The 12,035-nt window shown below is 74.2% G+C and carries 12 protein-coding genes; 7 read left to right on the top strand and 5 right to left on the bottom strand.

Going from position 1 to position 12,035, the window contains the following annotated elements:
• Window positions 1-304 precede the first annotated feature (304 nt).
• Window positions 305-742 (top strand): DUF6098 family protein, encoded by a 438-nt coding sequence (locus DQ392_RS00825; RefSeq protein WP_114013483.1) that lies wholly within the window; start codon window positions 305-307, stop codon window positions 740-742.
• A gap of 63 nt (window positions 743-805) precedes the next feature.
• Here the strand turns inward: DQ392_RS00825 and DQ392_RS00820 are convergent, their stop codons facing one another.
• The 3 genes from DQ392_RS00820 to DQ392_RS00810 are packed head-to-tail and all read right to left on the bottom strand — an operon-like array spanning window position 806 to window position 4,037.
• Complete coding sequence (locus tag DQ392_RS00820; protein WP_114013482.1) at window positions 806-2,245, bottom strand: FAD-binding oxidoreductase; 1,440 nt, start codon at window positions 2,243-2,245, stop codon at window positions 806-808.
• Between the two features lie 26 nt (window positions 2,246-2,271).
• Window positions 2,272-2,736: a PucR family transcriptional regulator gene (locus DQ392_RS00815; protein WP_114013481.1), complete on the bottom strand. Its 465-nt coding sequence runs from the start codon at window positions 2,734-2,736 to the stop codon at window positions 2,272-2,274.
• Entirely contained in the window at window positions 2,733-4,037 is a 1,305-nt protein-coding gene (locus tag DQ392_RS00810) for a GAF domain-containing protein (protein WP_114013480.1), read from the bottom strand. The genes DQ392_RS00815 and DQ392_RS00810 overlap by 4 nt, the downstream gene beginning before the upstream one ends.
• A 270-nt stretch (window positions 4,038-4,307) precedes the next feature.
• Here DQ392_RS00810 and DQ392_RS00805 point away from each other — a divergent pair, with 270 nt between their 5' ends.
• From DQ392_RS00805 to DQ392_RS00790, 4 genes are all read left to right on the top strand, one after another.
• Window positions 4,308-4,469 (top strand): hypothetical protein, encoded by a 162-nt coding sequence (locus DQ392_RS00805; protein ID WP_342774887.1) that lies wholly within the window; start codon window positions 4,308-4,310, stop codon window positions 4,467-4,469.
• Between the two features lie 60 nt (window positions 4,470-4,529).
• Window positions 4,530-5,207: a hypothetical protein gene (locus DQ392_RS00800; protein WP_147266462.1), complete on the top strand. Its 678-nt coding sequence runs from the start codon at window positions 4,530-4,532 to the stop codon at window positions 5,205-5,207.
• A gap of 151 nt (window positions 5,208-5,358) precedes the next feature.
• Window positions 5,359-7,467, top strand: coding sequence for a SpoIIE family protein phosphatase (locus tag DQ392_RS00795; protein WP_425470448.1), 2,109 nt, complete (start codon window positions 5,359-5,361; stop codon window positions 7,465-7,467).
• 131 nt (window positions 7,468-7,598) lie between these two features.
• Window positions 7,599-8,744 (top strand): pyridoxal-phosphate-dependent aminotransferase family protein, encoded by a 1,146-nt coding sequence (locus tag DQ392_RS00790; RefSeq protein ID WP_114013477.1) that lies wholly within the window; start codon window positions 7,599-7,601, stop codon window positions 8,742-8,744.
• 57 nt (window positions 8,745-8,801) lie between these two features.
• On the opposite strand, the gene DQ392_RS00785 is transcribed toward DQ392_RS00790, so the two are convergent.
• Window positions 8,802-9,458 carry an HD domain-containing protein gene (locus DQ392_RS00785; protein ID WP_114013476.1) on the bottom strand — a complete coding sequence of 219 codons (657 nt, stop codon included), beginning with the start codon at window positions 9,456-9,458 and terminating at the stop codon, window positions 8,802-8,804.
• Between the two features lie 95 nt (window positions 9,459-9,553).
• Window positions 9,554-10,000, bottom strand: a complete 447-nt coding sequence (locus DQ392_RS00780; protein ID WP_114013475.1) for a nitroreductase family deazaflavin-dependent oxidoreductase — start codon at window positions 9,998-10,000, stop codon at window positions 9,554-9,556.
• Between the two features lie 230 nt (window positions 10,001-10,230).
• Between DQ392_RS00780 and DQ392_RS00775 the strand changes: the two genes are divergently transcribed.
• Both DQ392_RS00775 and DQ392_RS00770 read left to right on the top strand, forming a co-directional pair.
• Window positions 10,231-11,127: a DUF3626 domain-containing protein gene (locus DQ392_RS00775; protein ID WP_114013474.1), complete on the top strand. Its 897-nt coding sequence runs from the start codon at window positions 10,231-10,233 to the stop codon at window positions 11,125-11,127.
• A 60-nt stretch (window positions 11,128-11,187) separates the two neighbouring features.
• Window positions 11,188-12,003, top strand: a complete 816-nt coding sequence (locus tag DQ392_RS00770) for an SAM-dependent methyltransferase (protein ID WP_114013473.1) — start codon at window positions 11,188-11,190, stop codon at window positions 12,001-12,003.
• Window positions 12,004-12,035 lie beyond the last annotated feature (32 nt).

The following is a 12,035-nucleotide window of genomic DNA, read 5'->3' as shown; positions in this document are numbered from 1 at the left end:
AACGTCGACTCCGCCTACTGAGCAGAAGGCCCCCAGCCGACAACACCCCCCACACCCAGCACACACGCACCACGCATGCGACACCCCGAGCGGGTGGGAGGAACACCCTCCCACCCGCTCGCCGCATGAGCGAGGCCGCGTTACGGGTGGTGAGGGAGGGGAACCCGGGCGCCGTCAGTCGCGGGCGGCCCCCGTCAGTCGGGGGCGGCCGCAGGGCGGTCGTTCTCGGGGGCCGGAGACGGGGCGGGAGTGGGTGTGGTGGACGTCGGCGGAGTGGAGGGACACGGTGACGGAGAGGTGGTCCATGCCGGTCTTCGCTTCGCTGGACGCCCTCAGCGATCTCGTCACCCGGCGCGGTCGGCTCTTCGTACGCTGGTCACGCGGTCCCGCGGTGGACCTGCGAAGCGGCTCCAGCATGGACGATCTGACGGGAGCCGCCATGCCGGGGCTGTCGGCCAGCCCGCTCGCGGTGGAGGACTGGTGGGCCGGTCGTCCGGTGCGGGTGTGGGTGGCCAGGCGTCTGTACGACTACTCGCATCTGCCCCGGGTCAGGGACTCCCGCACCCGTGCCTGGGTGCTGACCGGGGACGAGCTGGGGCGCGGTCCTGACAACGAGCCGTTGGTGCGCGACGTCTCTCCGCTCGGCTGGATCGCCGATCAGGTCATCGCGGAGGCGCACGAGATCGTCACCAGCCAGCCGGGCAGGTGGGGCCCGATCCGCCGGGACGGTACGGCGCTGTGAGTCCCGGTGGCGGGGGCGCGTGGGTGGTGCTCAGGCGGGCCCTGTACCGGTCGCCCGGGTGCGTCAGTGGGCGGTGCCCACGACCTTTCCCGGGTTGAACAGGCCGAGGGGGTCGAGCGCGTCCTTGACGGCGTGCTGCACAGCGCAGACCCCGGGACCCAGTTCCCTCGTCATGCCGTCCCGTTTGAGCAGGCCGACGCCGTGTTCGCCGGTGACGGTGCCGCCGAGCGCGACGGCTTCGGACAGCAGTTCCTCAAAGGCGGTCTGCGCGGCCTCGCGGGCCGCGTCGTCGCCGGGCGGGGTGATCAGCAGCGGGTGCAGGTTGCCGTCGCCCGCGTGCGCGATGGTGGCGATGCGCACGCCGTGCCGGCGGCCTGCGGCCTCGGTGCGGGCGAGCATCTGGGGGACGGCGGAGCGCGGCACGCAGACGTCCTCGGTGAGCACGGGACCGAGCCGCTCCAGCGCGGGATAGGCGAGCCGACGCACCTCGAACAGCGCCTCCGCCTCGGTGGGGTCGGTGGAGCGCTCCGCCCACAGCGCGCCGCTCTCGGTGAACGCGGCGGCCACTGCCGCGGCCTCCTCCTCCCCTGCCTGTCCTGGGGAGTCCACCCGGGCCAGCAGCAGGGCGGCGGCGTCCGCCTCGATGCCCAGGTGCTTCCACTCCTCGACCGCCGTCATGCAGGCGCGGTCGAGGAGTTCGAGCGCGGCGGGCTGTAGCCCGCGGCGGGTGCACAGGGCCACCGCCTCCCCGGCGAAGACGAGGTCGTCGAAGGCGCCGACCACCGTGTGCGGGGTGCCGGTGGGTGCCCGGCGCAGCCGCAGGGTGATCTCGGTGATGACGCCGAACGTGCCTTCGGATCCGGTGAACAGCCCGGTCAGGTCGTAGCCGCTGACGCCCTTGGCGGTGCGGCGCCCGAACCGCACGGCGGTGCCGTAGGGGCCGGCCGGACCGCCCATGACGGCTTCGAGACCCAGGACGTAGTCGCGGGTCACACCGTACTTGAGGCAGCACAGGCCGCCCGCGTTGGTGGCGACGTTGCCGCCGAGGGTGGACCAGGGGGCGCTGGCCGGATCCGGCGGATACCACAGCCCGTGCTCGGCGACGGCGGCCTTGAGGTCGTTGTTGACCACCCCGGGCTGGACGACGGCCAGCAGGTTCTCCGCGTCGATCTCGAGGATGCGGTTCATCCGGGACAGATCCACCACGAGGCAGCCGTCGGTGGCGTTCGCCCCACCGGAGAGGCCGGTTCCCGCGCCCCGCGTGACGACCGGTATCCGCAGATCGGCGCAGACACCTACGGCGGCCTGTACCTGAGCAGTGGTGCTCGCACGGAGTGCGGCCAGCGGTTTTCCCGCGGGGGCCCACTCCGCGTCATCGGCTGCCAGTGCGGCCAGGACGTCGGGGTCGGTCACGAGTGCGCTGTCCGGCAGTGCGGAGGCGAGCGCGTCCAGTGCGGTGTCCACACCGGTGCACGCTAGTGCCGTGGCGGGACCGGTGACCATGGGGGATTTCTCCGGTAAGGGCCCGCTCAGGTGGGTGGTTCGCCCAGGGTGCGGGCGAGGCGGTGCAGCCGGAGCGCCAGGTGGACGTCCAGGGCCCGGTCGCCGTGGCGCCAGGTGTCGCCGAGCCGTTCGGCGATGCGCTCCAGACGCTGGTAGAGGGTGTTGGGGTGGATGGTGAGGGCGGCGGCGGTGGCGGTGTGGCCGCGCCCCTGGGTGAGGAAGGTGTCGGCGGTGCCGGTCAGGTCGGTACGGTGCCGCGCGTCGTGGTCGAGGAGCGGGCCGATGGTGGCCTGGACGAAGCGCTGCGCGTCGGCCCGGCCCGAGGCGCTGAGCAGGTAGCGGTAGGGGCCCAGGTCGGCGGGTGCCGCGCGGACGTCGGCGCGGTCGAGTGCGTGCAGGACGGTCAGGCAGGCGGTGGCGTCCCGGTAGGCGGCGGCCAGCCCGGCGACGCCGTGGGCGGGGCCGCCGAGCCCTGCGGTGGCGCCGGTCAACTGGTCGCGCAGCTCGTCGGGCGGGTTTCCAGGATGCCGACGGCACGGCCGCGCACCACGCCGCTCAGCCCGCCGTGGCGGGCCGCCAGCCGGTCCAGGGCGGGCGCGCCGTGGAGGTCGGCGACGGCCACGGTGTGGCCCCGGGCCACGTCGAGGCCCCCTGCGCGGGCGCGGCGCTCGAAGGCGGAGGTGTCCTCGACCTCACCGGCGACCAGTTGTTCGAGCAGTTCGGCGGCGGAGCGGCGTTCGGCGTCGGTGGCCGCCCGCTCGGCGGCGACCACCAGGGCGATCGTCATGGCGGCCCGCTCCAGCAGCCGTTGGGAGTCCTCGTCCAGCGGTGTGCGCGTACTGACGCGCAGGGCGCCGAAGCGGACGGCGGAGGAGGAGACGGGCACCGTGCGGGTGCAGTGGCCCGCTCGGTCGTCGGGCACCGCCGCTGAGCCGTTCCGCGCCGCGGCCACGGTGCGGCCCGCCTCGTCCTCGAAACGGACGGTGCCCCCGACCACCCGCGAGAGGCCGGTGACCGCCTCGTCCACTCCCCCGCCGCGCAGCGCGGCCCGCAGCAGGTCCTCGTGCAGGGCGACCGCACGGTCGACAGTGGTCACGTGGTGGCGCAGCCGCTCGATGAGGCGGGCGTTGTCGATCGCGACGGCGGCGTAGGCGGCCAGCGAAGACAGCAGTGACGTCTCCTGCCCTGTGAAGGACCGCACCCGGCGCTGGGCCACCATCAGGACGCCGAGCGTCTCCCCGCGCAGGCGCAGGGGCGCGCCGAGGATGGTGCGCAGCCGCTCGGCGCGTGCCACGTCGTCCACGCCCGGCGCGTGGGTCAGTCCGGCGTCGTCGAGGTAGTCCGTGCTCTGCACCGGCTCTCCGCCCTCCACCACGCGCCCGGCGAGCCCGCTGCTGGGCTCCAGCACGATGCCGCGCAGGCGTGGCCCTGTGGAGCCGTCGGTCACCTCGATGGTCATCCTCCCGTCCGCACCGGTCAGCGCGAGGTAGGCGACGTCCACGTCGAGCAGGCGCCGCGCCTGGGCGACGCTCTCCTGGAGCAGCACCCCGCGTTCGTGCGTGCCGGTCAGGCGCAGCGCGAGATCGCCGAGCGCCGCCAGCTCCCGTGCCCGCTGCCGGCGCTCGCGCAACCGGGAGCGGAGCCGCTCGGCGCGCAGCGCCTCGGCGGCGATCCGTTCGCGTTCGGCCTCCTGGGTGGCCGATGCCAGCCGCCGCTGCCGCAGCGCCTCGTACGCCGTCGGCTCCGCGTCCTCCAGCAGCAGCTGCAACCACGACTCGGCCCGCCTGTCCACGCCGCCATGCTCTCACCGGACAAGGGCGAGCTGCCGTCGCGGCGGTGCGGTGGCTCACCCTGCGGGTCCTGGGAAGGGGTGCCACTGCCGGCAGCCGCGGTCCGCGAGTGGGGGTGGTCCGTCGCGCGGTTCCCCGCGCCGCTTCGGGCTCGTCCATGTCTCCGCGAGGTCGGACGTCGCCCGCGGCGAGTGCGCGCTGCTGGTCGGCCCGGACGCCGAGGCTCCACGGGCCGGCCACCGCGACCGCCGCACCGGCGTGAGGAGTTGGCCGTGGCCTCTTACTACCCACTGACCCCGACGACGAGTCCGACTCCGGCGGCGGAACGCGCACGCATCCTCGCGGCACCGGACTTCGGCCGGTACTTCACCGACCACATGTCCGCCGCCACCTGGAGCGCGGACCTCGGCTGGCGGGGCCACCGCGTCGGCTGAGTGATCCCTCTGAGTACGCGCGCTCAGGTAGGGCCGGGAGCGGACGGGAAAGCTGAGCGCATGACGCCACCACCACTGTCCGGGCAGCCGTACCCGCCGCACCGTCCGGGCACGGCTCCCCCTCCCCCTCCGCCCGCGCCGCGGCAGGTGCGGCGCGGGCTGCGGGCGGCTCTCACGGTGGCGGTGGTGCTCACGCTGGTGTGCGGCGGCGTCACGGTCCGGTGGCTGCTGCGCGCCCGTGACGAGGCCCCACTGGCCGACAGGCCCCGGGTGAGCGACAGCAGGGCCGGTGTCTCCTACGCGCTCCCTCCTGGCTGGGGGCTCGACCGCCGGGAGGACGCGGACCTCGTGGATGCGTTCTCCTCGCGGATCACCCGCACCACGGCGGGCAGCGGGAGCGGCGGCACCGTCCTGACCGGCCGGTCCGGGCAGGTGGTGCCGACAGCCGACCTCGGGACCTACACCGAGGCGGCGGCCGGGTCGAACGCGGAGTTCTTCTTCCCTCGCCGCCCGGCGGAGCTCGTCGGGTCCCGGGCCACCGAGGTCAGCGGCCATCCGGCGCACACGGTGGCGCTGCGGCTGCCGGCCCGCGGGGGAAGGCCCGCGGGCCACCTGCTGATGACCGTCGTCACGGTGGACAGCGACCGCACCTCCTTCGTCCTCGGTATCGCCACGGGCGGCTCCCGGGCGGGCGTCCACGACGTGGAGGACGTGCTGGCCAGCGCCCGCACGAGGTGAGCCCGGCCGGCGGGCGCCGCTCGCGCCGCCGTCCCCGCCCCGATCACCCGAACGGGCGCATCGGGTGCACCCCTGCGCGCTGGAGGGGCACGTCACCGGAGCGCGAGGGAGGATGGAAGGGAGCGCCCAGGGCAGGAAGGTAGCCGTCGTCGTGAGGAACCGCGAGGAGCCGCCGGCAGGCGACGTCGACGGCGCGCCGGTGGCAGGCGAAGGACCGCAGGGCGTGTCCCTGTCCCCGCCCGGCGGGCTCCTGGACGTGCTGGGCGTGGGGGCCGTGGTGCTCGACGCGCGGGGACGTATCGTGCTGTGGAGCCCGCAGGCCGAAGAGCTGTTCGGCTACTCGGCCGAGGAGGCGCTGGGCAGCTACGCGGCGCCGCTGCTGGTCCCCGACGAGCAGCGGGATCTGGTGCTGGGGCTCTTCGATCAGGTGCTGCGGTCCGGCCGGAGCTGGGCGGGCTCCTTCCCCGTGAAGCTGCGGAACGGCAAGGTCAAACCCCTGGAGTTCCGCAACATGCGCCTCAACGACGACCAGGGCGCGGTCTTCGGGCTGGGCCTGATCACCGACCAGGCCACGCTGCGGGAGGTCGAACGCGACCTGGCCTTCTCCGCCCGGCTGGTGCAGCAGTCCCCGATGGGGATCGCGGTCATGGACACCGCGCTGCGCTACGTGTCCGTCAACCCGACCCTCACGCAGTTGGACGGCGTCGGCGTCGAGGAGCACCTGGGCCGCTCCGTCCACGACGTCCTCCCCCACGGCCACGCGGGCAAGGCGGAGCGGGTGATGCGGCAGGTGCTGGAGACCGGCGAACCCGTCATCGACCAGGAAGTCCTCGGCGGTGAGACCTCGCGGGGCGAGGGGCGGGCCTGGTCCGTGTCCGTCTTCCGGCTCGACGACGCGGGCGGGCGCCCGCTGGGGCTGTCCGTGTCCGTCACCGACATCACCGAGCGCCACCAGGCGGCGCTCCAGGCCGAAGCGGCCCGGCAGCGCCTCTCCCACCTCGCGGAGGCCTCGGTCCGTATCGGCACCACGCTCGGCCTCGAACAGACCGCCAGGGAGCTGGCCGAGGTCGCCGTGCCCGACCTGGCCGACATCGCCGCCGTGGACGTGCTGGACGCCGCCGTGAGCGACCAGCCGGTGCGCATCCCCGAGGAGGAGACCGCCACCTTCCGTGCGCTGGCGCTCGCGCTCGCCTACCCGACCGTCGCCGCGGACGCGGCCGACCTGCCGGGGCATGTGGCGCGCTACGGAGCCGACCGGCTGGTCACCCGCTGTGTGGCCACGGCGGAGCCCGTCGCCGTACCTGCGGTGCGCCCCGAGGATCTGCTGCACATCGCCAGGGACGAGGAGTCCGCGGCGCTGCTGGCGCGCGCCGGGGTCCACTCCTACCTGGCCGTCCCCCTCATCGCGCGCGGTGAGGTGCTGGGCGCCCTGGACCTCAAACGCTCCCGCAACCCCAAGCCCTTCGACCGCGACGACACCGTCCTCGCCTGCGAGCTGGCGGGACGCGCCGCCGTCTGCATCGACAACGCCCGCCTCTACCGGCAGCAGCACAACATCGCGCTCACCCTGCAACGCAGCATGCTGCCCACACCGGCGGCCACCGCGACCCGGCTGCGGGTCGCCTCCCGCTACCAGCCGGCCGGCGCCCACAGCGAGGTCGGCGGCGACTGGTTCGACGTGCTGGAGCTCGAACAGGACCGCACGGCCCTCGTCGTCGGCGACGTGATGGGCAGCGGCATCAACGCGGCCGCCACCATGGGACGGCTGCGCACCGCCACCCAGACCCTCGCCCGGCTGTCGTTGCCCCCGCACGACGTGCTCGGCCACCTCGACCGCATCACGATAGGCCTCGACCCCTACATCGCCACCTGCCTGTACGCCGTCTACGACCCGGCGGAGGGCCGCTGCCGGATCGCCTCGGCCGGCCACCTGCCCCCCGTCCTCGTCCCGGCCCGGGGCGAGCCCCGGCTGGTCGGCCCGCCCGAGGGCGCCCCGCTGGGCACGGGGCTGGGCGAGTACGGCACCACGACGGTCGGTCTCGAGGCGGGCGACCGGCTCGTGCTGTACACCGACGGGCTGGTCGAGACGCGGCGGGACGACATCGAGGACCGGCTGGGCGTGCTGCTGGATCTGCTGCGCCCGGGTGGCCCTGGCGCGGCGGAATCGCTGGAGGAGACCTGCGACCGGCTGCTGAAGACGCTGCGCCACCCCGACAACCACGACGACGTGGCCCTGCTGGTGACCAGCCCCCGTCCCTGACCCTCCCGGTGCCGGCAGCCTCCGGCAGCGGATGCGGGGTACCGGAGGGTGAGGCGGGCGGATCACGGACGTAGGGTCGTGCGGTAACGGGGCACGTGCCAGGAAGCGCCCCTCGTGGCTGGAAGGCGACCGTGACTGCGAACACCGAGCACCCGTCCCTGCTGGATCTGCCGCCGCTGACCGCGGACCACTTCGCCGCCGTCGAGGACAAGGTCGCCTCACTGCTGAGGACCGGGTGCGACGTGGTGGCGATGCAAGGCGAGGCGCTGCTGCCGCTGGAGGCGTGCATCCGTTCGGCTGCGGCGCCCGGCAGTACGGCGCTGAACGTGGTCAGCGGCCCCTACGGGGAGACGTTCGGCGGCTGGCTGCGTGCCTGCGGGGCCGAGGTGGTCACGCTCAGCGCGCCGTTCACCAAAGCCGTCGAGGCCGGACAGGTGGCCGAGGCCCTGCGGCGGAACCCCCGCATCGGCCTGGTCAGCCTCGTCCACGCGGAGGCGGCGACCGGCAACACCAACCCTGTCGCCGAGATCGGCGAAGCGGTGCGTGAGAGCGGCGCGCTGCTGATGCTGGACGCCGTCGCCTCGGTGGGCGCCGAGCCGCTGCTGACGGACGCGTGGGGCGTGGACCTGTGCGTCGTCGGCGGACAGAAGGCGCTGGCGGGCCCGGCCGGGGTCTCCGCCGTCTCGGTCAGCGCCAGGGCGTGGGAGCGGATCGCCGCGAACGAGCAGGCGCCGCGCCGCTCGTACCTCTCGCTGCTCGACTGGAAACAGCGGTGGCTCGACGGCGGCCGTACCGCGCTGCCCCACGCGCCCGCCCAGTTGGAGATGCTGGCACTGGAACAGGCCGTCGACCGGGTGGCCGCCGAAGGTCTCGAGAACTCGATCGCCCGGCACCGCGCGGCCTCCGCCGCGACGCGCGCCGCGGCACGCGAGCTGCCGGGGCTGGCCCCGTACGTGGTGCGCGACCAGGACGCGGCGCCCGCCGCCACGACCCTGCGCGCGCCCGAGGGCGTGGACGCGCGCGAGGTGGTGGCCGCGGCGCTGGAGGCCGATCCCCGGGTGCCGCTCCAGGCTGCGGCGGGCGCGCTCGCCGAGGAGATGTTCCGCGTGAACCACTACGGTCGTGCTGCCGACCGCACGGTGGTCGCGGACACGGTGCGGGCCCTTGCGGCGGGGCTGCGGACGCTGGACGTCGCGGGTGCCGGCACGGGAACCTCCGCCGCGGACGGAGCCGTCCGCAGCGCCGAAGCCGCCTGGGACGCGACCCCACCGGCATGACGGCGGGGCGGCGGAGGCGGTCCCAGGGGCGCCTCCGCCACTCGCGCAGGCGGAGGTTCACTCCGGCCAGGGCGACTCCAGGACGGTGCGGACGAAATCGCCGCGCTCGAAGTGCGGGTCGTAGTGCGCCAGGACGTCGGCCTTCACGTTGCCGAACGTCGTTTCGGGCTTCGGTCCCACCCCGTCAGCGAACGCCCGCAGAATGCTCTGTTTGAACGCGGGACGCGGATGCAGCGTGACGACGGCCTCCCGGTCGTCGGCCGCCAGCTCGTCGAAGCCGAAGCCCAGGACGTCGTACTCCACTCCCGCCGTCACCAGCGCCACCTCGGGCTCCATGAACTCCGGGATGCCCGGTGTGGTGTGCAGGGCGATCGCCGTCCACACCCGCCGGATGCTGTCCTCCGGCACGGAGCGGGCCGCAAGGAAGCGGCGGGCCTCGTCCGCGCTGTCGACCTCGAAGCGGCGGCCGCTGTCGTGGAACGGCTCGCCCAGCCCGACGTCGTGGAAGAGGGCCGCGACGTAGAGCAGTTCCGGGTCGTGGCCGATGCCACGGGCACGGCCCAGGAGGCTGCCGAAGAAGTAGACGCGGCGCGAGTGGTCGTAGACCAGGTCGCCGGTCGTGTCCCGCACGAGTTCCGTGGCCTCCGCCGCCAGCCGGGAGTCCGGCACCCGCACTCCGCCGGGGCCCTCGTGTCCGTCCGTGCGCTCACCCATCCGGGCTCCTTCGCTCCTGCCTCGTGGCTCACACCCTCGCCCTGCTGAGGCCGCCGCGCCGGGCCGACCGCGCCCGCGCGCCTCGGGCCTGCCGCTCAGTGTCCGCCGGGGGTGGGTTCCAGGACGAAGACCGGAATCTCACGGCCGGTCTTGCGCTGGTACTCGGCGTAGTCGGGGAACGCCTCCACGGCGCGCTCCCACCACCGCACCTTCTCCTCGCCGGTGACCTCGCGGGCCGTCATGTCCTGCCGTTTGGGCCCGTCCTGGAGTTCGACCCGGGGGTCGGCGACCAGGTTGTGGTACCAGACGGGGTGCTCGGCCGCTCCGCCCTTCGAGGCGACCACGGCGTACTTCCCCTCGTGCTCCACCCGCATCAGCGGTGTCTTGCGCACCTTGCCGCTCCTGGCACCCCGCGTGGTGAGGACGATGACGGGCATCCCCCGCATCGTGGTGCCCTCCGTGCCGCCGGAGCTCTCGTACAGATCGACCTGGTCACGCACCCACTGCTCCGGGCTCGGCACGTACTCACCCTGGATCGGCATGCTGCGTTCGTCCCCTCGTCGGTTCGCGGCCGGACCGCTCGCGGCCGTCGGATCATCTTGCCTGGCACTCCTCGGCTTACCACCGGTGGCAGGGCCGTACACGTGGCCGGAACCGGCCGCTCGGCGCCGCACACGCCCGGCCTCGGAGCCGTCGCCGGGGGACGGCGCTCTCCTCGCACGCACGCGATTTCCGGGTGCGCCAAGCACGCTCCTCCCGGCACTCTGGACGGATGGAGACACACCTGCGCGGCGCCACCGGCCGGGCGGGCCGTGTCGCCCTCGGGCCACCACAGCTGCGGGCGTTGCGGTACGTCGCAGCGCGCTCGCGCGGCGGGCCGCTCGGAGCCGAAGCCCGCGTCACGGTGAACTTCCACCCCGACCGGCTGGTGGGCGAGGAGCAGGTGCTGGAGCGGCTGGCGCGGGAGGGCACCTACTCCTCGCAGTTCGTCACCGGTGTCGGCAACGGCGGCCTGACGGCGCACCCCGGCGGAGACCGGTGGCGGTGGGAGGCCCGGATGTTCGGCGGCGCGTACGACGAGGCGCCGCCCGAGGAGCGCCCCGTCTACGGCGCGCTCGACCACCGCAGCCGTCGGGCCGGTGCGGCCCCCCGCTTCGGCTCGGCCCATCTGCGGCTCACCCGCGAAACGCTCGCGCGTGCCACGTTCTGCTATCCGGACAGCGTCACCGAGCCGTCCGCCTTCGGCGTGGCCTCCCGGATGGCGCTCGTCGAACTGGCCGAGGCGGAGAGCCGTGACCTGCTCGACGACTACGTCGAGGCCCAGGTCCACGGCGGCGTCCGACTCGACCGGGACGTCGACGCGCTCGTCCTGGACCCCTCCTTCCGGAACACGGCGGTGGAGGCGGCGGCCGCGCGGCTCCCCTGCCCCGTCGAGTGGCACCCGGGTTTCGTACTCACCGCGGACGAGCTGCGCCGCCACCCCGACTACCGCGGCCAGGAGTACGTGGATCTCGGCGTGCGCATCGCGCGGGAGGGCGGCGGCGGCCGCCTCGACCCCCGCGTCCTGGGTGAGGCGGTGCGCACGGGCGGCCACGACCCGCAGGCGGTGAAGAAGGTGTGGCACTGCCTGGCGCGGTTCGGTTGCGCGTCAACGGACGTCCACCCGTAGGGTGTCGACAACGAGTTCGACGCTCCGGCGGACCACCGGGGCTCAGTTGTGGAGCGGTGCATGCATATCGGGGACGGCGGTCAGGAGCGGCTGAACACGGGAACGGCCCACTCGGCCCGGGTCTACGACTACATCCTGGGCGGCAAGAACCACTACCCGGCCGACACGGTGGCCGGGGACGCCATGGTGGAGGTGTGGCCCGCGCTGCCGGTGCACATGCGGGCCAACCGCGCGTTCATGCTGCGCGCGAGCCGCTACCTGGCGCGCGAGCGGGGAGTGCGCCAGTTCCTGGACATCGGCACGGGGCTGCCGACCTCCCCCAATCTGCACGAGGTCGTCCAGGGCACGGCGCCCGAGTCGAAGGTCGTCTACGTCGACAACGACCCGATCGTGCTGAACTACGCGCAGGCCCTGCTCAACAGCACGCCCGAGGGCCGTACCACCTACGTCGAGGCGGACATGCGGGACCCGGACGCCATCCTGGGCTCCGCCGGGTTCCGCGACACCCTCGCGCTCGACGAGCCGGTGGCGCTGCTGGTCGTCGGCATGCTGCACTTCATCCACCCGGGCGACGACGACCACGGACTGCTCCGCCGGCTGCTGGACCCGCTGCCCGCAGGCAGCTACCTCGCGGCGACCGTCGGGACGGCCGACTTCGCCCCGCAGGAGGTGGGTCGGGTCGCCGAGCGGTACGCGGCGGAGGGCATGCCGATGGCCCTGCGCACCCGCGCCGAGGCGGCCGCCTTCTTCGACGGGCTGGAACTGATCGAGCCCGGTCTCGTGCAGGTCCACAAGTGGCGCCCCGACCCTGACGACGAGCAGGTCAGCGACGAGGACATCGCGATGTACGGCGCTCTGGCCCGCAAGCCCTCCTGAGGCCACGCCGCTCGCGTCGGCGGGCGCCGGGG

The organism is Streptomyces reniochalinae (assembly GCF_003323735.1).
GTDB classification, from domain to species: domain Bacteria; phylum Actinomycetota; class Actinomycetes; order Streptomycetales; family Streptomycetaceae; genus Streptomyces; species Streptomyces reniochalinae.
This window is presented reverse-complemented; position numbering and strand designations above follow the sequence as displayed.